Origin of the sequence: Streptomyces sp. GbtcB6 (genome assembly GCF_019091475.1) — a bacterium.
GTDB lineage: Bacteria > Actinomycetota > Actinomycetes > Streptomycetales > Streptomycetaceae > Streptomyces > Streptomyces hyaluromycini.
The window spans coordinates 12,635-32,344 of the sequence record NZ_JAGXJL010000037.1; the positions used below are offsets into that span (position 1 = coordinate 12,635).

15 protein-coding genes are annotated in these 19,710 nt (G+C 70.5%); 10 read left to right on the forward strand and 5 right to left on the reverse strand.

Annotated features, from left to right (window positions below; translation table 11 throughout):
- Positions 1-43 precede the first annotated feature (43 nt).
- From KVT45_RS40415 to KVT45_RS40425, 3 genes are all read left to right on the forward strand, one after another.
- The gene (locus KVT45_RS40415; RefSeq protein WP_254648072.1) at positions 44-946 is read left to right on the forward strand and encodes an MBL fold metallo-hydrolase; all 903 of its coding nucleotides are present in this window, start codon (positions 44-46) and stop codon (positions 944-946) included.
- Between the two features lie 137 nt (positions 947-1,083).
- Positions 1,084-1,803 (forward strand): hypothetical protein, encoded by a 720-nt coding sequence (locus KVT45_RS40420; protein ID WP_217554362.1) that lies wholly within the window; start codon positions 1,084-1,086, stop codon positions 1,801-1,803.
- Positions 1,804-2,017: 214 nt separating this feature from the next.
- Positions 2,018-2,320, forward strand: coding sequence for a helix-turn-helix domain-containing protein (locus KVT45_RS40425; protein WP_254648082.1), 303 nt, complete (start codon positions 2,018-2,020; stop codon positions 2,318-2,320).
- Between the two features lie 48 nt (positions 2,321-2,368).
- Here KVT45_RS40425 and KVT45_RS40430 read toward each other — a convergent pair whose 3' ends face one another.
- The 4 genes from KVT45_RS40430 to KVT45_RS40445 form a co-directional block, all read right to left on the reverse strand.
- Entirely contained in the window at positions 2,369-3,001 is a 633-nt protein-coding gene (locus tag KVT45_RS40430) for a TIGR03086 family metal-binding protein (RefSeq protein WP_217554365.1), read from the reverse strand.
- Between the two features lie 97 nt (positions 3,002-3,098).
- Positions 3,099-4,007 (reverse strand): MBL fold metallo-hydrolase, encoded by a 909-nt coding sequence (locus tag KVT45_RS40435; protein ID WP_254648073.1) that lies wholly within the window; start codon positions 4,005-4,007, stop codon positions 3,099-3,101.
- A 352-nt stretch (positions 4,008-4,359) separates the two neighbouring features.
- Positions 4,360-5,712 carry an NAD(P)/FAD-dependent oxidoreductase gene (locus KVT45_RS40440; RefSeq protein ID WP_217554366.1) on the reverse strand — a complete coding sequence of 451 codons (1,353 nt, stop codon included), beginning with the start codon at positions 5,710-5,712 and terminating at the stop codon, positions 4,360-4,362.
- A gap of 162 nt (positions 5,713-5,874) precedes the next feature.
- A complete protein-coding gene (locus tag KVT45_RS40445; protein ID WP_217554367.1) occupies positions 5,875-8,541 on the reverse strand; it encodes an Ig-like domain-containing protein in 2,667 nt (888 codons plus the stop codon).
- Positions 8,542-9,073: 532 nt separating this feature from the next.
- On the opposite strand from KVT45_RS40445, the gene KVT45_RS40450 reads away from it, so the two are divergent.
- Complete coding sequence (locus KVT45_RS40450; RefSeq protein WP_308311013.1) at positions 9,074-9,427, forward strand: acetyl-CoA synthetase; 354 nt, start codon at positions 9,074-9,076, stop codon at positions 9,425-9,427.
- A 39-nt stretch (positions 9,428-9,466) separates the two neighbouring features.
- Here the strand turns inward: KVT45_RS40450 and KVT45_RS40455 are convergent, their stop codons facing one another.
- Positions 9,467-12,121, reverse strand: a complete 2,655-nt coding sequence (locus tag KVT45_RS40455) for a glycosyl hydrolase (RefSeq protein ID WP_217554368.1) — start codon at positions 12,119-12,121, stop codon at positions 9,467-9,469.
- Between the two features lie 216 nt (positions 12,122-12,337).
- Between KVT45_RS40455 and KVT45_RS40460 the strand changes: the two genes are divergently transcribed.
- The 6 genes from KVT45_RS40460 to KVT45_RS40485 all read left to right on the forward strand — a co-directional run bounded on the left by KVT45_RS40460 (position 12,338) and on the right by KVT45_RS40485 (position 19,673).
- Positions 12,338-13,576: an MFS transporter gene (locus KVT45_RS40460; protein ID WP_254648075.1), complete on the forward strand. Its 1,239-nt coding sequence runs from the start codon at positions 12,338-12,340 to the stop codon at positions 13,574-13,576.
- A 286-nt stretch (positions 13,577-13,862) separates the two neighbouring features.
- The gene (locus KVT45_RS40465) at positions 13,863-14,129 is read left to right on the forward strand and encodes a hypothetical protein (protein WP_217554369.1); all 267 of its coding nucleotides are present in this window, start codon (positions 13,863-13,865) and stop codon (positions 14,127-14,129) included.
- Positions 14,129-16,414: a cation-translocating P-type ATPase gene (locus tag KVT45_RS40470; RefSeq protein WP_217554370.1), complete on the forward strand. Its 2,286-nt coding sequence runs from the start codon at positions 14,129-14,131 to the stop codon at positions 16,412-16,414. The genes KVT45_RS40465 and KVT45_RS40470 overlap by 1 nt, the downstream gene beginning before the upstream one ends.
- Complete coding sequence (locus KVT45_RS40475; protein WP_217554371.1) at positions 16,411-16,932, forward strand: copper chaperone PCu(A)C; 522 nt, start codon at positions 16,411-16,413, stop codon at positions 16,930-16,932. The genes KVT45_RS40470 and KVT45_RS40475 overlap by 4 nt, the downstream gene beginning before the upstream one ends.
- Before the next feature lie 356 nt (positions 16,933-17,288).
- Complete coding sequence (locus KVT45_RS40480) at positions 17,289-18,041, forward strand: aspartyl/asparaginyl beta-hydroxylase domain-containing protein (RefSeq protein ID WP_217554372.1); 753 nt, start codon at positions 17,289-17,291, stop codon at positions 18,039-18,041.
- A 231-nt stretch (positions 18,042-18,272) separates the two neighbouring features.
- Entirely contained in the window at positions 18,273-19,673 is a 1,401-nt protein-coding gene (locus KVT45_RS40485) for an MFS transporter (protein ID WP_217554373.1), read from the forward strand.
- The last annotated feature ends 37 nt before the right edge of the window (positions 19,674-19,710 follow it).

The window sequence follows — 19,710 nt, forward strand, 5'->3', positions numbered from 1 at the left end:
GCACCAACTGCCTTGCCTCATGCACTGATCGACAGGAGACATCATGTCCACCAGCACCAACTCCGGCCTCGGTTACGACGTGTTCGTCGCGGACCCGCTGCCCATGGCCGGTCCCGGACCGCTCCCCAACGGAGAGCCCCGCACCTTCCAGCCCATCGCGGTCACCCTGATCCACGGCACGCGGGACGCCGTACTCGTCGACCCACCGCTCACCCTCGACCAGGCACAAGCGGTCGGTGACTGGGTCGAGGCGAGCGGGAAGCGGCTGACGCACATCGTCGTCACCCACGGGCACGGCGACCACTGGTTCACCGCCGGCGTGCTCGCCGAGCGCTTCGGCGCCCAGGTGATCACCTCCGCGGCCACCATCGCGCAGATGCACAACAACGTGTACGCCAGGGAGGTCCTCTGGGACGTCCTGTGGCCGGGCCAGATCCCCGCGTCCCCGGTGACGGCCGTCGCGGCGTCCGGCAACCGCCTCACCCTCGAAGGCCACGACCTCGACATCGTGGAGGTGGGGCACGCGGACAGCGACGACAGCGCGGTCGTGCATGTGCCGGACCTCGACCTCGTGGTGGCCGGCGACGTCATCTACAACGGCGTCCACGTCTACCTCGCCGAGTCCGCCGACGGCGACTTCGGCCCCTGGCGCAGGGCCATCGACACCGTCGCCGCGCTGGCACCGCGCCACATCGTGGCGAGCCACCAGAACAAGAACCTCGACGACGACGCAGCGCGCCTCCTCGCCGAGACCCGCCGCTACCTCGACGACGCCGAGGCCGCGCTGGCCGCGCATGACACCCCGGACGCGTTCTTCCAGGCGATGCTCGACCACTACCCGGACCATGTCGGCCCGACCGTCCTCTGGGTCGGCTCCCGCGCCCTCTACCTCGCGCGCGAAGGCGGCGACCCGGTGCAGAACCTCGTCGCGGCCTGGCGGCAGTAAGCCGGGGTCTGCCGGCCTGCCGACAGCACGTCGGCAGGCTGCCCCCTCGCAACAGAACTCCCGTAGCAGTAATCCCGCAACGCAACTCCCTTAACGCAACTTCCGTAACACGACACCCCACGAATGGACGGCGTCCCATGAGTGACCTGCTGAATCTCGTTCTCGAGGCCCACGGCGGCCTCTCCCGCTGGCAGGAGGCCAGGACCATCCGAGCCCAGGGCTCCCTGGGCGGGCTGCTGTGGCCCGTGCGCGGCCAGGAGGGGATCTTCGCCAAGGCCGACATGACCGTCGACGTACAGCGACAGCATCTGGTCTACGCGGGCTTCACCGGCCCGGAGCTGCGCGGGGTGTTCACCCCCGACCGCGTCGCGATCGAGAAGCGGGACGGCGAGGTCGTAGCCGAACGCACCGCTCCCCGCGAGTCCTTCGCCGACCACGGCCCGGACACCCCCTGGGACGAGCTGCACGCGCTCTACTTCGCGGGCTACGCGATGTGGAACTACCTCACGGCCCCCTACCTGCTCACCCGCCCCGGCGTAGTACTGAAGGAAGTGGAGCCCTGGCAGGAGGACGGCGCGACCTGGCGTCGGCTCCACGCCGCCTTTCCCGAGGACATCGCCACGCACAACACGGAACAGGTCTTCTACTACGACGGCGACGGCCTCCTGCGACGCCAGGACTACGCACCCGACGTCCTCGGCCGCCCCGGCGCCGCGCACTTCGCCGAACGGCACATCACGGCGTCGGGACTGGTCTTCCCCACCCACCGGTACGTCGTGCCCGCCCGGGAAGACGGACGCGCTCTCGAGGAACCGGTCCTGATCTCCATCGACCTCACCGAGATCTCCGTCGACTGACGACGGCTCGCACACGAGGAACCCGACCTCGATCTCCAATGGTGACCATGTCACAGGTGGAGCCATGGACCCTTTTGGGGGCATAGTATAGGGTTCGGCTGTGACAGTAGAAGACCGATCAGTGCGCGGCGCCCCAGACCGGCCGAACATTCTTGACGCGCTCTGCCCGAGCCGTGACGTATTCGTGGACCTGGCAGACAAGTGGGTTCTGCTCATGCTGGTGTGTCTTCGCGAAGGCGGCGCTCAGCGCTACTCCGAACTGCATCGTTCCCTGGGCGGCATCAGCCGCAAGATGCTGTCCCAGACCCTGCGGACGTTGGAGCGGGACGGCCTTGTCCTGCGCTCCGTCGACCCCAGGTCGACTCCGCCCCTGGTGCTGTACAGCCTGACCGAGCTCGGCGGTGAACTCGCCGAGGAAACAAGGGCTCTGTGTACCTGGACCGAGAAGCGGACCACCGTGGTACACGAAGCCCGCGCGGCCTACGACCGACGTCAGGACACCGGCCAGGACGCCTGAGACGAGCTTCGCCCCGAAGCCCGCGGGGGACCACCGGATCACCCGACATCAGTCAGTCGCACCCCTTGCCGCCTCCGGCGCACGGGAACTCCATCGCGGGTTTCTGCCGCTGAGCGCCAGACTTCGTTCGAACGGGGACGCGTGGACGTCCTGGGGCACTTCGTCGGCCAGGAGGCCAAGTCCTCGCATACGCGGAGCCTCACGCGCATAGGTGCCGAGCATGGCCCTGGCCAAGGACTCGGGCACGTCGAGACGCTGGCCGGTGGCTACCGCCACGTCCCAGGCGTGGACGGCGAATTCCGCGATGAGGATCTCGCCGAGTGCTTCGGCGGGCATGGGCGGCCCGCCGAGGCCCGCCTCCCCCTGCCACGCCCTCGTCTCGGACCACGCTCCGGCTGCCGGCTCCGCCAGGCCGTTCACGACCAGAGCCCACTCCGACTCCGGCCGCCCGGCAAGAACGGGCACCGGATTCGCAGTCAGCAGGGCGGGGTCCGAAGCCGTGCGGGCACCCGCATCCCGTGTCAGCACAAGCATCATGGCGATGTGATTGACGAGGTCCTTCACCCTCCACTCCGAATCCGGAGTCGGGTTCTCGTACTGGTCCACCGGCGCACCGTCGACAGCGCCCGTGACCAGGCGGATACTCTGCGCAAGCTGTTCCGCTCCGGCCGGTGGTGTCATGAGACGTCCCTCCGTTTCGCCGCCGGATCCGGACGAACGGTCCTGTGGCGGCTTGTTCGAGATGCACCGCGGGCCGCTGTCTCCATGGGCCTTCGGTCTAGTCGATGAAGACGCTCCAGGCGACCGCGTTGAGGTTGTCACGCAGGAAGATGTCGGTTCCTGCCAGGCGCTCGTCCCAGGAAGGCATCAGCTCCTCCGCACGCGTGACGACCGCGTCCATCCAGACCTTCAGTTCGGCCTGGCGGTTGTTGTGCGGAACCTTGGCGTCGGCTGCGGCTTCCCTCAGGTCGACCGTCCGCAGTGCCTCGGCGGCAGCGGTGCGCAGGTCGCGGATGAACTCACGGTTGTCCGCCACGTCCTCGCGGGTGCCGGGCAGGGCCATGTGGCCGGTCACGATGGTGTCGTAGTCGTACTCGAGCAACTCGTCCATCGCGTCGTAGTACGCGGGTACGTGCGCGGAGAAGTACAGCCGGAAGAACGGCGCACTCTTCGGTGTGAAGCTGTCCACCGCTGTCATGAGCCTCTGCTCCGGGAGGTGGATGAACAGGTTGCCGGCCACGTGCCAGTCTCTCGTGTAGTCGAGGACGAACCGGACCCCGTCGATGTCCATCTCCTGGTGCCGGCCGCTGAAGGTCTCGGTGGGAAGCGGGCGCCGGTCGTCCTTGGCCTCTCTGATGAGGTCGCCGGTGATCTCGTGCGCGATGATCTTCAGGCCGTCCCGGTTCAGCAGGTGCGCGGCGCCGATGTGGTCGGCGTGCGCGTGGCTGTAGATGAGGTGGGTGAGGGGCTTGGGGGTGACCGACTCTATGGCCTCCAGCAGTTTGTCCCCGAGGAACGGTGACGCGTCCACGAGGACGACGCCCTTCTTCGTCACCAGGAACATCGTGTTGATCATCCCTTGCGTGACGATGTAGGCATCGCCGCCCCGGTCGGTGACGGCATACCCGGTGGACTCCGGGATGTCCGGCCCGAGGGCGAAGTCGGGCACAGGCTTGAACTCGGTCATGGTGATCTCCTCTTTGCGTTGGCTCTAGTGGTTTCTAATGTAGACCACGTTTCTGCGGGGGAGCTAGTGCCCAATGGGGTCCGAGGGGGAATTGGGTGGAGGGACGCGACACCGCCGTCGGCGGGCGGATCGCCGGTCGGCTGGGGGCGGACGCCGAGCTCGAAGGCTGTGCTGCGGATTCGACGGGCGACCGGCCGTCGAGACGCGGCGTGGCCGTGCTCGGGGGGTGCGGCACCGCCGGGCCAGGCGTCTCCTGTATCGAGGTTCACACCACTTCCCGGCCCGAGGAATCACGTGCGGCGCGTGGTTCGTGACCGGGGGCGCCACGTGGCGCCGTCAAGCGGAGAAAAGGTCAGCCCCGGGGGACGAGCGCGGTGGACAGGACCTTCAGGGCCACGGCGGGGTGGAACAGCACCGCGGGGGAGGCCACCATGTTCACCACCCGCACGAACCTCGACCAGACGGCCGCGTCCCTCACGGCGACCTGGAAGAGCCTCGTGTTGTACCAGTGCGCGAACCGCGCCCCCAGGGGCTGGGGGTCCGGGTTCCACATCAGGTCCGAGTTGGTGGAGAGTGTCCACGGGCCGAGCAGCAGCCGGCCCACCCGCTTCTGGTAACCGCCGGCCAGCCCGTCCAGCTGTTTCCCGGACTCGCTGCGGCGGGCCAGCGTCCGCTGCAGCAGTTCCGCCTCCATCGCGGCCACGGTCAGCCCCTGGCCGTAGACGGGGTTGAAGACGCAGACCGCGTCCCCGACGGCGATGAGCCGGTCCGGCCAGTTCCTGACGGCGTGGTAGGGCCGCCACTGGTTGTCGACGTTGGTGTAGCGATGGGTCGGCTCCTGGACCATACGGCGTCCGATCTGCTGGGCCAGGTGCGGGTTGTCCAGGCTCTCGGCGAACCGCAGGTAGCCCGTGTCGTCGGCCGGCGGCGGGTCCTGGAAGCCCAGCAGCGAGCACGTCCACCGGTTGCGCTCCACGGCCAGCAGGACCCCGGCCCGGGGCACCCGCGGAGCGAACAGCATCTGGTACGCGATGTAGAAGTCCGGGTGGCCCGGGTGGCCCTCCTCGGGCCGGTCGAAGTTCATCGACGTGTAGGTGACCTTCGCCTTCACGGTCCGCTTCGGGGGGATCGTGACACCCACCGCACCCAGCCAGTCCTCCAGTGAGCTGGACCGCCCGGAGGCGTCGACGACCAGATCGGCGGCCAGGTCGACCGCTTCCGTGCCCTGCTGCCGGCACGTCACCCCGGTCACCCGCCCCGAGGCGTCCAGGGTCAGCCCCGAGCATTGCGTGGCGGCCAGCAGCGTGACCTCGGAGCGGGCGAGCACCTTGCGCCGCAGCCGGCGCTCCAGTTCGTCACGGGTGAACGTCTGGATCTGCACCCCCGTCCGGGCACGGGGTGCCAGTCCGGTCGGCAGCAGGAAGTCGATTCCCTGCCCGTAGTCGAACACCGGCGCACCGGCTTCCCGCAGCTCCTCCCGCAGCCCCGGAAACAACCGCTCCAGGATCTCGCCGCCCTTGGCCAGCATGGCGTGCGCGTGATAGCCCTGCGGCGCACCCTGATGAGCACCGGTGTCCTCGTCCACGGCATCCCGCTCCACGAGGACGACTTCCGAGAAGAAGTCGGCCAGCACCCGCGCGGTCACCAGCCCCGCGTAACTCCCGCCGATGACAACGGCCTTGCCCCAGGGGCGGTTCGTCTGCATGTCGTCTCCCACGCTTGCCGGGGCAGGGCGAATCACGGGGATCAACGACGGCGCCGATCAGTGCGACACGGCCGTCGACTTCCTTCACGTGCTCGGCCCGGTCCCGGGTGATCGGGGACCGGGCCGAGCACCGCCGACGGGGGGATTCACTCCACTCGGCGTCTACTTGGTATGCCGGGGCGGACGGTGACAGTCACCTGAGCGACATGGAGGAGCGGGTTTCGGGTGGTGCTCGTTGGCATGAGACGGGTTCTTGGCGATCTCCACCTTGAGGACCGGTGATGCCGGGCTCACATTGCCCGCGAGGTCTTCGAGACGTACGGCGAAGCCGTACTTCCCCAGGTCGAGCGGGGCGCTGGCGATTTCGTACGCTCCGCCCGAGGTGACGGTGTCCTTGCCGACCACGGCCGGACGGACGGGTCCCTTCGGATCGGCGGTCAGCCGCACCAGTGCGTTGGGCTCGACCGACCGGCCCTGGAAGGTGGGTTTGCCGATCGACGTGATGTTGTCCCTGTGGTTGCCGGTGTCGCTCGACGACAGCAGGTCCGGGGCGGCCGGACGCCTCGGTGCGTGGGTGTCGAGTGTGATCAACAGCCGGTGCGCGCTCTCCCTGCCCGAACCGACCACGTGGGACACCCCGGGGATGCCATGGTCGTCGGACTGGTCGACGATCACCACCTCCGCGGTGATCTGGTTCTCGCCCTCCACCAGGACAGGGTTCAGACGGATCCGGTACAGCCCCGGTCTGGCGATCGGGTCCACCGGCTGGGCGAAGCCGACGCGCTGTCCGTCGCGTTCCACGGCCACCTTGTAGCCGGGGGCGTCGTCCGTGAGCGTGGCCGTGCTGTTCTGCGGAGACAGCGGGATGCCCGCGGCCCGCAGCTCCGAGTCGTCGACCCGCAGGAAGAGCTGCGGACCGCGGATCCTGGTGACGTCGTCGTTGTCGTACCGGCCCGAGTCCGACTTGCGTGCGAGGTCGAGGCCGAAGGGTTCGGGGGCCGCGCGGTTGACGACGGTGAGGTCGTAGGTGGCCTGTGGCGGGTCGGTCGGCGAGGCGTCACCCGGCCTGGTCGGGTCGGCGATGCCGGCGTCGCTGACGGCGACGAAGTACGGCTGGTCCTCGACGACCGGGATGGCGAGTCTGCTGGTCGAACTGCCCGGCCTGGTCGTGGCGGTGGTTCCGGTGGCCACCTGGTTGCCGAACTTGTCGTACGCGCGGACCTGGAGCCGGGAGATCACCTCGTTGAAGGCGATCTCGGCCTGCAGGTGCCCGGTGTGGCGGGGCTCGATCCTGAAGAAGTCGACGTCGGTCGCGCTGTGCAGGGTCAGGCGCGGCTTGGTGACCCTGTTCCTCGTGCCGAGCGCGGTGGCGACGGCGGTGTCGATCGACTCGTTCGGTTCGAAGGCGTCCGGGAAGGCGCCGAGCAGCGAGAACACGTCGAAGTAGGTGGTCTGACTGCCCTGGGCCGACGCGGTGGCCGTCGGCGGGGTGGTGTTGCCGGTCCAGGTCGCGTAACCGATCCCGTCGGCCGACCACAGTCCGTTGTACTCGCCGATGCGGAGGGTCTGCTGGGTGGAGCCGGCGCCGCAGGCGAAGCGGCACGGGGCGTTGCGGTCGGGGTCGAAGGGGGAGTCGCTGACCCGGAAGTCCTGCGCCCAGGTCTGCCCGCCGTCGCGGCTCGTCGTGCCGTAGAGCTCCAGCAGGAAGTTGTTGCTCCCGTTCGGCCCGGTGCCGAAGTTGCGCCCGCCGCCGCGGTTGTCGTACCAGGTGACGACCGCGTTGCCGTCCTGGTCGATGTGCGCGGTGGGCATCACGGCGAAGGTCTGGCCCGGCCCGTGGTCGACCCTGCCCCGGGTGAACGTCTGCCCGTTGTCCGTGGAGCGGGCGATGACGACATCGGCGTCGTCGCCGTTCCCGAAGATGTTGTTCGGGTCGTCGTTGGCGACGACGTAGACGTTCCCCGGCCGCGCCGGGTCGGGCAGGATCCACGGCTGCATGCTGCCCTGGAGCCAGAAGTCGGTCCCCGGGATGTCACCGCCCGGGGAGTTCACCACGTTGCAGGTGATGGTGGCCTGCCCCGCTCCGAACGCCGTTGTCTTCTGCTGGACCGTACCGGCGGCGAAATCGGCTCCCCCGGAGCCGTCGCGAAGGAGCTGCGTGGTGCCCTGGCCGGGAGCTCCGTCGGTTCCTTCGTTGCATCCGTCGGCGTGGTAGGCGACGTAGAGATCACCGTTCGGACCGACCGCCGCGTGGGAAGGCCACACGTTCCCCTCTCCGGGCGCGGAGAGGACGCTGGGCGCCGACCATGTCGTGCTCCCGCTCACGAGGCGGGAGAACTGGATCTGCCACGGGGTGCCGAGGTGTGACCAGACGATGTAGAGGTTGTCCCGGTACGGGCTGGTGGGGTTGGTGTCGGCCACCAGCCAGGGCTTGTCGTCGTTGACGGTGCTGTTGGCGCTCACCTGGGTCGCCGTGTACGTCTGGTTCCCCGGCGTCGTCAGATCGTTGATCCGGCCGACACCCACTCCGAAGCTGGGGGCGGTGTTGAAACTCCTGGAGAGATGGGCGACGAACAGGCGCCCCTGGGAGTCGAAGGCGATGGAGGGGTCGCCCGAGCAGGGGAGGGTCGACGTCCGCGTGATCGGGAAGCCGTCCTTGCCGAAGTTGTTGTCGATCCGGACGGTGCACCCCTGCATGACGGCGACCTGGCTCGGCCTGCGGGGATTGACGGTGGCGTTGTGCGGCTCGTTGCCGTTGGTGGCGAGACTGCGGTCGTCGCCCGCCCACGCGGGGGAGGCGGGTCCCATGACCACGAGCGACTGCAGCATGAGAAGAGTGCTGCCGACAACGGTGAGGACACGCCGTTGAACTTGACTGTTCAACATGGGTCCCCCTCTCTGATCCTGATCATCCCTCTCCTTCTGGTCCGGCCGAGGCGCGGGCACCCTGAAGATCTGTTCATCGGGCCAGATGACTGTGACACCGCGTTACCGCTCACCCGTGAGCCCTCGACCGGGACACGCTGAATTCACCAAGACCCTCACCAGAACCATCCGTACGGAGTAACTCGCTGGCCCGTTCGGGAGCGGCGGCGGCATGGACCGTCGCAGGTCTGCCGCACCTGCGGCGGGGAAGGACGACGGGCCCTGCGCGGCAACACCCCGGCAGGGAATATGAGTTGGAGGGCATGCTGGTAGGTGTACGAATGCGTCGGGAGGCGGCGGGATGCGCTGGTGGGCCGGGGTGGGGATGGTCGCGGGGGCGGTTGTGCTGGCGGCTTGCGGTGAAACGGCGGGCGGCGGAACTGCGGGTGGCGGAACGACGGAAGGGCCGTCCGGAAGCGCGTCCGCCTCGGTCACCGTGCCTTCGGCGGGGAACTGTGCCGCCGGACACGCCGAGGTCACCGTCGCACCGGGGGACGCGCCCCGGCGGGAGCTGTGCGTACGGCCCGGAACCGTGCTGTCGCTCGTCCTGGAGCCCCGCATCGACGACAAGCGCTGGACAGGCGCGCGGAGTTCGGCGCCGGCCTTCGCCGTGGCCTCCGGATGGCGGCTGGACGCGGACGGCACCGCCCACGCCTCGCTGCGCTGCGCCGGCACCCGGGGCGGCAGGACCGTGGTCACCGTGACGGCGAAGGCACCGGACGTGGCGGGCGCCGCTCGGGTCGCCTTCACGCTTGACGTGAGCGTGGTGCCGTACCCGACGCAGGGGTGACCCGGAAGAGTCCGGGTCACCCCCTGTCATGCCGCTGGGTCAGTCGCAGTCGCGCACCTTGATCGTGTAGATGCCGCGGCCATGGGTGGCCGCGTACAGGGTGCTGCCGTCGGGGCTCAGCTTCAGCTGGAGCACGGCGACCGCCGGGAGCGAGCCGACGCGCTCCCACCGCGTGTGGCCCGGGGCGCGGTAGACGACGCCGAGGTCCGTGGCGACGGCGAGACCGCCGTTCGGTGTGACGACCGCGGAGTCGGCCGGCACGTCGGGGAGGTTCTTGGAGATGTCCTTCCAGGTGGTGCCGCCGTCGGTGGACTCGAAGACGTGGCCGACGCCCGCCCCGGGGCCCTCCGTCCAGTGCCGCGAGAAACCGTTGACCGCGAGGAAGACATGGTCGGCGTTCTTCGGGTCGACGGCGAAGCCGCTCAGGTAGCGGTTCGGTACGGTTCCGTCCGTGCCGGTGCCGGGCAGGCTGATGTCGTGCCAGCCGGTGCCGTCCGCGTTGCCGACGGAGATGCCGCGGGCGAAGCCCTGGTTGTTGCAGGGGCCGCACCAGGCCGCGTAGACCTTGCCGCCCGAGGCCGCGACGGCGGTCGCTGTGCGGCCGGCACCGAGGTCGTACACACTCTTCCACTCGGCACCGCTGCGGATGGCGTAGCCGTGGGTCTGCACCCAGATGTGCCGGCCGCCCGCGATCCAGGTCGCGGGGTTCTTCGCGTCCGCCGCGAGTGGGGCGATGAAGCGGGCCTCGCCGGTGGCGTTGTCGGCGGGGGCGACGTTGTAGGAGGTGGCCTTGGTGGAGTCGGTGATCCAACTGCCGTCGTTGACAGCGCAGTTCTGCGTGACCTGGATCGCGAGGTAGACGTACTCCTCTGCGAGGTTGCAGCCGTTGCCCGGGTCGGTGAGCGTGTCTCCGCCGTCGCCGCCGAAGTCGGAGCCCATCACGGTGTCGTTGCCGCGGAGGATGGACTGGCCGTTGTCCTGCAGGCCGCCGGTGACGGAGACGCCGCCGTTGGCCAGGTCCTTGCCGATGCCGACGGAGTAGTACTGGAGGGTGTCGATCGTGCCGTCGTTCAGCGAGGTCCAGTCGGTGGCATGTCCCGAGGCGTCCTGGGAGCCGTTGACCGGGCGGCTGTAGACGCCGCCGTCGTTGCCGACGTAGACGAAGCTCCTGCCGTGGTAGCTGCCGATCGCCACGCCGTGCTGGTCGGAGTGGGTGGTCTGGTTGCAGGCGCCGGTCTGCTCGGCCGGGTCGATGGACCAGCAGGGGAAGGAGAAGTTCCAGTACGGGCCGACGGTGGACCAGGTGCTGCCGCCGTCCTTGGTCTCGTAGACCTCCTCCAGACCTGCGTAGACGTGGTCTGCGTTCGCCGGGTCGACGGTGAGGAACTGGTTGTACCAGGCCTGTACGCCCGGCATGTAGCCGCTGGTCGTCAGTGCCGAGCCGTCGGCGGCCAGGCCCTGGTAGTCGGCGATCTTCGTCCAAGGGCCGGTGGGGGAGCCCGACTTGGAGACGTAGATGCCCTCGAGGCCGCTGTCCGGGTTGGTGTTCAGCTGCTCCGGCGACTGGTCGATGGCGTAGTAGCGGGAGCCGTCCGCGGAGCGCGCGAAGGTGACGTTGCCGACGTCGTCCGGGTCGGCCGGCAGATCGCCCAGGCCGCTGGTGATCCGGGTCCAGGTGCCGCCGGCGTCCTTGGTGTAGAAGCCGTTGTAGTCGTCACCGCTGCGCCAGCCGACCGCGAGGACCACCTTGCCCGGGTCCTTCGGGTCGATCGCGATGTCGTTGGCGATGTTCTTGTACGCGGCCGAGGGGTCGCTCGCGAGCGAACCGCCCGGCAGATAGTCGGGGTTGGGCGCGAACTCCAGCTTCCAGGCTCCGGTGAGCTTCTTCGTGGAGTGGCTCCACACGCCCTCGCTGGTCGCCGCCCACACCTTGCCGCCGCCGAAGCGCAGTTCGTGGATGGTGGTGGACTCCAGCTCGTCGCCGCCGACCCTGCTGCGGGCGGAGAAGGTGCCGTGGTGCGGGTCGGAGAGGACGTAGACGCCGCTGCCGAGGTAGGCGTCCGCGTTCGTGGTCGCCTCGCCGGTGCCCAGCCACAGTCGACCGGCCGTGTCGAGCGCGAGTGCGCCGGTGGACTGGGAGGAGAGCCGGTCGCTGATCGGCTGCCAGTGCCCACCGCCGGACCGGGACCGCCACACACCGCCGCCCGCGCTGCCCGCGTAGACGTATCCGTCGTCGTCGGCGGCCATCGCGGCCATCCGGCCCGTGACATTGCCCGAGCCACCGCTGGAGTTGGAGTCGATGTCGCGGTAGCGGGCGTCGTCGGAGTTGTACGGCAGGTCGGTGATGTTCCGCCAACTGCCGCCAGTGCTGGACAGGTTGCCCAGGCTGGTCCAGGCGGCGCCGTAGGCACCGGGGGCGACGATGCCGGGTGAGGTGCGGGCTTCGGCGTACTGGTCCGCGCCCTCGGCTATCTCGTCCGCCTCGTTGCCGCCGTCATCGTCCTGGGCCGTCGCCTTGGGGGTGACGGCCCCCACCGACTGTGTGCGTTCGGCGGCGAGCCGGGCGAGCTCGCGGGCGCCGAACGGGCTGTTGTTCCGGCTGGACGCGGCGCTCGCGGGCATCGCGAGGAGTGCGGCGGTTGCGGTGATGGCGCAGGTCGTGAGCCATCGTCTTCTTCGGGTTGGTGCTGACACCAGATCCTCCCAAACGGGCTTTGGTACGGCCGTCGCTGGGACCCGATCACGGGCGGGAGGGGGTGTCCGGAACTTGGGCAGACTTTGACTGGAACCTGTCATTTCGGGGGGCGGCGGGCCGATGCGGGCCGGCCGCTGTCGGGAACGAGCCGGAGGATGATGGGCGGCACGGACGTCCCGGAACCGGTGGCGTCGTCGACGAGGAGACGTACGCCCATGACAGCCCCGAAGCCCCGGGCGGCCCACCCGGCAGCCCCGACCCGGATGCGGCCCTGGCGGTTCGTGGTGTGGTTCGGCACGGTCAGTCTGCTCGCGGACTTCGTGTACGAGGGCGCCCGCTCGATCACCGGACCGCTGCTGGCCTCGCTGGGCGCGTCTGCACTGGTGGTGGGCGTGGTGACCGGCGCGGGTGAGGCGGCGGCGCTCGGACTGCGGCTGGTCTCGGGGCCGTTGGCGGACCGCACCCGCCGCTTCTGGGGTCTGACGATCGCCGGATACACGCTGACGGTGATCTCCGTACCCCTGCTGGGCACGGTCGGCGTGCTGTGGGCCGCCTGCGCGCTGGTGGTGGCCGAACGGGTGGGCAAGGCGGTGCGCTCACCCGCCAAGGACACCCTGCTGTCGCACGCCACCGCTGCCACCGGGCGCGGGCGCGGCTTCGCCGTCCACGAGGCGATGGACCAGGTCGGCGCGCTGATCGGTCCGCTCGTCGTGGCCGGCATGCTCGCACTCACCGGCGACGACTACGGGCCGGCGCTCGGTGTGCTCGCCGTCCCGGGGGTCGCGGTGCTGGGTCTGCTGGTGTGGCTGCGGGCACGCGTGCCCGACCCTGAGGCGTACGAGCGGGAGGCTGCCGTTTCCGCGGACGAGCCCGCGCCGGAGGGCCGCCTGCCGCGCGCGTTCTGGACGTACGCGGCGTTCACCGCCGCCACCACCGCCGGCTTCGCCACCTTCGGCCTGCTCTCCTACCACCTCGTCGAGCACCACCTGATGACGGCGGCATGGGTGCCCGTGCTGTACGCCGCCGCGATGGCCGTCGACGCCCTCGCCGCGCTGGCGACCGGCTGGCTGTACGACCGGGTCGGGGCGCGGGTGCTGGTCGCCCTGCCGGTGCTGGCCGCCGCCGTCCCGATGCTGGCGTTCGCGAACACCGTGACGGTGGCCGTGCTCGGCTCCCTGGTGTGGGGCGCGGCCATGGGCATTCAGGAGTCCACGCTGCGGGCGACGGTCGCCGACCTGGTGCCGCCACGGAGGCGGGCGACGGCCTACGGCGTCTTCGCGGGGGTGGTCGGCGCGGCGAGCCTGGCGGGCGGCGCGCTGATCGGCGCCCTCTACGGAGTGTCGATCACGGCCCTGATCGCGGTGGTCGTGACGGTTCAGGCGCTGGCCCTCGTCCTGCTGACGGTCGGCGGGCCGGCACGGCCGCGTCGGGCGGGGGTCCGGCCACCGCGTTGACCAGGTGCGATCCGCGCACGATCCGCCCCTCCTTCTCGCCCGCCACGAGGGCGATGCGAGCAGGGACGTACGACGAGCAGGCGCTCCGAGGCCGCGCTGATGGTGACGGCCGGGTCGGGTGCGCCGCCCGTGCGGGTGCAGGTCGTCGGCGGTGGCGCGAGATTGTGACGTGCGTCACGTCGTGGTCTCGTTTGTTCCGGGAACTCACCTCCCATCCCGACCGACCTCTGATGCAGCACGGCTCGATTCGGACGAAGCCGTGCCCTGTGACCTGGAGACGCGGTTGATGGACGAGTCCCGGCAATCCCCGTTGGGCACGGGCGCGGTGGCGCGAAGGTTCGCACCGCCGCCCGCGCTCTGCGGCTTCCTTCTGCTGCTGGCGCTGATGTTCACGGTGTCGTACGCCGTCGGAACGGCTTCCGGACCGGTGGCGCCCGGCATGCACGGCACCGGAGCGGGCGCCGGCGCAACGGGCGGCGTCGGCGGTGGCGGGGGAGACGGCACGGACATGGACGACATGAACATGGGCGGCGGGCACGGGGGAGGCCGGTGATGGGCGCGGAGTCCGTCACCGTTCTGGTGACCACCGACCTGGCCGTCGGCGGCATGACCTGCGCGGCCTGTGTGAGCCGCGTCGAGAAGAAGCTGGGCAGGCTGGACGGCGTCACGGCGACCGTCAATCTCGCCACCGGGCGCGCCCGGGTGAGCCATCCGATGGAGATCAGCCCGCAGGAGCTGGTGGCGACGGTCGAGAAGGCCGGGTATACCGCTGCCCTGCCCGAGCCGCCGAAGGAGCGACGGCGCGAGAAGGCGGAGGACGGGGAGGCGAAGGACGGGGAGGCCGCGGACGCCCGGCAGGAGCGGGAGCGGCTTCTGGTCACGGCGCTGCTCGCCGTTCCCGTCCTGGTGCTGTCGATGGTCCCGGCATGGCAGTTCCGCAACTGGCAGTGGCTGTGCTTCGTGCTGGCCGCGCCGGTCGCGGTGTGGGGCGCGTTGCCGTTCCACACCAGGGCGGTGCGGGGGCTGCGGCACTCCGCGGCGACCATGGACACCCTGGTGTCACTGGGGGTGGTGGCCTCCTTCTCGTGGTCGGCGTACGCGCTGTTCTTCGGCGGCGCCGGCGCTCCCGGGATGCGGATGCCGTTCAGTCTCGTGCCCGCCGCCGCGGACGGCGTCGCGCACATCTACCTCGAAGCGGCCGCCGGTGTACCGCTGTTCGTCCTTGCCGGCCGGTTCCTGGAGGCACGGGCCCGGCGCGGGACCGGGGCGGCGCTGCGGTCGCTGGCCCGTCTGGCGGCCAAAGAGGTGGCGGTCCGCACGGACGACGGCACCGAACGGCTCGTCCCGGCAACGCAGTTGGGAGTCGGACAGGTCTTCGTCGTCCGGCCCGGGGAGCGGGTGGCGACCGACGGCCTGGTGGCGGAGGGCAGTTCGGCGGTGGACCTGTCCCTGGTCACCGGGGAGAGCGAGCCGGTCGAGGTCGGGCCGGGCTCGGCGGTGGTCGGCGGGGCCGTCAACGCCGGCGGGCTGCTGCTCGTACGGGCCACCGCCGTCGGGGCGGACACCCAGCTCGCCAGGATCACCCGGCTGGTGACCGACGCGCAGGCCGGCAAGGCGAAGGCGCAGCGGCTGGCCGACTCGGTCGCGGGCGTCTTCGTGCCGGTCGTGCTCGCCCTGTCCGTCACGGTGCTGGGGTTCTGGCTCGGTGCCGGGGCCGATCCGCAGGCCGCGATCACGGCGTGCGTGGCCGTCCTCGTCGTGGCCTGTCCGTGCGCGCTGGGGCTGGCGACGCCGACCGCGCTGATGGCCGCCACCGGGCGCGGCGCCCAACTGGGCGTCCTGGTCAGCGGTCCGCAGGCACTGGAGGGGCTGCAGCACCTGGACATCGTCGTTCTCGACAAGACCGGCACCCTCACCTCCGGGCACATGACCGTCGCCCGGGTCAGCGCCGTACCGGGTGGGCTGGGCCGGGAGGCGGTGCTGCGGCTGGCGGGGGCGGTCGAGCAGGGGTCGGAGCATCCGCTGGGGCGGGCCGTCGCCGCGTACGCCCGGCGGGAGCTGCCCGTGGTCCCGCTGCCCGCTGCCGACGACTTCCGCGCTCTGCCGGGAAAGGGAGTTCGCGGCCGGGTCGAGGGGCATCTGGTCGAAGTCCTCGCCCCGGACGAGGACCTGCCCGCCGCCCTGGCGGAGGTGATGCCGCTGGCCGAGGCCGCCGCGCACACCCCGGTCGTGGTCCGCGTGGACGGCGCCGCCGAGGCGCTGATCGAGGTCGGTGACGTCGTACGGCCCGGTAGCTACCGGGCCGTGGACCAGCTGCGGCGCCTGGGCGTACGGCCCGTGCTCGCCACCGGCGACCGGGAGGCACCCGCCCGGGCCGTGGCCGCCGACCTGGGCATCGACGAGGTGCACGCCCGCTGCACCCCCGAGGACAAGGCCGCCCTCGTGCGCGACCTCCAGGAGGAGGGCTACCGGGTCGCGGTGGTCGGCGACGGTGTGAACGACGCCGCCGCGCTGGCCGGTGCCGACCTCGGCATCGCCATGGGCAGCGGCACCGACGTGGCCATCGGCGCCGCCGACGTGACCCTCGTACGCGGGGACATCGAAGCCCTGGCCGACGCGGTCCGGCTGGCCCGGCGCACGTCGGGCACCATCCGGGCCAATCTCGTCTGGGCGTTCGGCTACAACGTCGTCACCGTGCCGCTCGCCATGGTCGGCCTGCTCAACCCCATGCTCGCCGCCGCCGCGATGTCGGTCAGCTCGGTGCTGGTCGTCGCCAACAGCCTGCGGCTGCGCGGCCGGCAGCCCTCGCCCGCAGCCCGAAGGAGGTCCACCCGATGACCACGGCCGGCGGACTCTGGCGGCCGACCCGGCGCCGGCTCGACGACACCCTGCTCGCCGCGCTCGCGCCCGTGGCCATGTGCATCATCGCCCTGGCGGGGCTGAGCATGTGGACCGTCCACGGCAACGCCGGCAGCCCGGCGCGGATCACGGTCGCCGAGGGGCGCGTCTATCTGCCGTCCGCGGGTGTCGCGGAGACGGCGGCCTTCTTCCGGATCACCAACAGCGGGGGATCTGCGGACCGGTTGGTGAAGGTGGCGTCCGCCGAGGTCGACGGAGCCATCACGCTCAGCCGTCATCGCATGACCGACAACCGCTCGGCATACGCGCGGGCGGTGGGGTCGGTGGCCGTCGCGGCCGGTGAGAGCCTCGCGATGTCCCCGGACGGCCTTGACGCGATCGTTCCGGCGAAGGCGACCTGGCAGCCCGGCGATCTCGTCCCGTTCACCCTGTACTTCGAGCACAGCGGGGCCGTGAGGACTCTCGCAGTGGTGGTCAGCCCGGGGGAGAGCGGGTAACCGTCCCGTCTCCCTCGCCGGCTCCGCCGGGTGACGGCAGGGAAGGACCCTTCCGAGGCCTGGTTGCCCTGCCTGCCGGGGCGACACGCCGACACCCAAGTTCCGCTTCGTAAAAGGAAATTGACCGAGCGGCCGGGAACTCGACGCCGCCCGCGCCCGACTACTGGTTCGACGGCGCGGCCCGACACCTGCTGACCACCGTGTGAGGTCGGCGGGCCGGGGCGCGGAACTTCGGGCGAAGGTGGTTCGGCACACGTGGAACGCAGACGTCTGGCGCAGACCCGCGCGGCGACGACCGGCGCCCTCCGGGCGACCCGGTCCCGGACGCAGCCGGCCGTTCGACTCCGGCGGCCCGGATGACACCGGAGATGGAGAACGCCTTCGCCGCGATCAGGGCCGAATACGGCGCGGACTCGATCGCCCGGGTCGAGCGGATGCTGGAGCCGGGCGGGAGCGGACGGCACCCGTCGCAGAAGGCCGCCAAGTGGATCATGCCGGGCCTCTCACCCACGCCCTGGCACGATCCGTACGCCTACGACGAACTCGCTCCGGTCGTCCGTGCCCTTGAGGCAAGCCATCGGGCGATCAAGGAGGAACTGAATTCCGCATGGGCCGGGCGCCGGGAGGTTTTCTCGGACTACGAGCACTATCTGACCCGCCAGGAGGACTGGCAGGCCCTTTACCTCTTCCGCGGCGGAGGTCTCGTAGCCGAGTCCGCCGCCACTGCTCCCACCGCTTATCGCGTGGTGAAGGAGGCCGCCGTCGAAACGGAGAAGATATGCCCTCTCCTCGAGTGCCATTTCTCCACCCTGTTGCCGGGTGCCGTCATCGACCCGCACTGCGATCTGTGGAACTTCAGCATCAACCTGCATCTCGCGGTGGACATCCCCGACGGGTGCAGCATCACGGTCGCCGGGGAGACCCGCTCCTGGGAAGAGGGAAAGTGCCTGCTCTTCGACTACTCCTTCGAGCATGAGGCCCGCAACCTGGGCATTCATCCACGGACCTGCCTGCTCATCGACCTCTGGCATCCGGAGACCACCCTTCCGGAGCGCCGGGCGCTGGTGGCGCTGATCACCGAGATCCGGCGGTTGATGGGGGAGGGCTGAACCGGCTTCAGGAATTCCTTGCGGTAATTCCCTGATTTCGCGCACCCGGCAGTCTTCGACTGTCGGGTCCCGGTGCTGCCCAGATATTCAGGGAGGGGGAAATCTTCATGGAGAAGTCGGGGATTCACAAGCCGGATCCGGGCTGCTAGGTTACGGACCGAAAATGATCGGCCTGCTGGAATTCCCGTCCATGGGAATTCGGTTTCCTGTTTCCCGAGGAGGTGATCGGTGATGGCACTGCTGGTTCTCGCACTGGCGCAGCTCGTCATCTCCCTCGACTACAACATCGTGTACGTCGCCCTGCCCGACATCGGCGCCGGCCTCGGTTTCTCCGACCACGACCTGCAATGGGTGGTGAGCGCCTACGTCGTGGCCACGGGAGGCTTCCTGCTGCTGGGCGGCCGGGCCGCGGACCTGCTCGGCCGGCGCCGGATGTTCGTCGCCGGGGCGCTGCTGTACGCGAGCTCGTCCCTCGTGGGCGGCCTGTCCGGGACACCCGGCGTCCTGGTCGCCGTCCGGGCGGTCCAGGGCATCGGCGGCTCCCTGCTCTTCCCGGCGACACTGTCCCTGATCAACACCCTCCACGACGAAGGGCCTGCCCGGAACCGGGCCCTGGCGGTGTGGGGAGCGGCGGGAGCCGGCGGACTCTGCTTCGGGTCCCTCCTCGGCGGAGTCCTGGTCGAGGCGTTCGGCTGGCCGTCGGTGTTCTTCGTCAACGTGCCGGTGGCTGCCGCCCTCGCGGTGGCGGCCGTGCTGCTCTTCCCGGCGGACGGACCGCGGGACCGCTCCCGGCACTTCGACGTGGCGGGCGCGCTCACCGCCACCGGCGGAGTGACCCTCGTGGTGTTCCTCCTGGTGCATGCGCCGGCGGAGGGCTGGGACACGCCCGCGGCCGTCGCGAGCGCGGTGCTGTCCGTCGTCCTGCTGACCCTCTTCTCCGTCGTGGAGCGGCGGGCACGTGATCCGCTCGTGCCGGCACGGCTGTTCGCCCACCGCGGCCTGCTTGCGGCGATGGGAGTGACCGCCCTGTTCAGCGCGACGTTCAGCTCGGTGCCGTACTTCCTGACGCTCTACTTCCGGACGGTCCACGGCTACAGCGCCGTCGCGACCGGGCTCGCCTTCCTGGTGCCCGCCGTCGTGGTGGCCGTCGGTACACAGGCCGGCGAGCGGGCCGTGGCCGCGTTCGGCATGCGCCGCATGCTGGTGGGCGGCATGGCGCTGGGCGCGGCTGGAGCCGTGGCCCTCGCCCTGGCGCTCACCTCGGACGGCTCGTACACCCGGCTCCTGCCCGGGATCGTGCTGCTCGGGCTCGGCCAAGGGGCGGCGTGGACCGGGATGTGGATCGCCGCGGCCGCCGGGGTGGCCCCCGGCGACCAGGGCGTGGCTTCCGGTATGGCGTCGACCACCCTCCAGGTGGGCGGCGCGGTGGGCCTCGCCGTGCTGGTCGCGGTCGCGGGCGGCGTCGGGCAGAGCGCCTCCGGCCCCGGGCTCCTCGACGGCCTCCGTACCGCCGTCTTCGTCATAGCGGGCGGGATCGGATGCGGCGCGCTGGCGCTGCTCGCTCTCCGCAGAACCAGCGGGACAAGCAGGGCCAGCAGGGCCAGATGGGCCAGCAGGACCACCAACCCCTAGGCCCCCTGTTCCTCAGGTTCCCCAAGTTCCCCTCGCA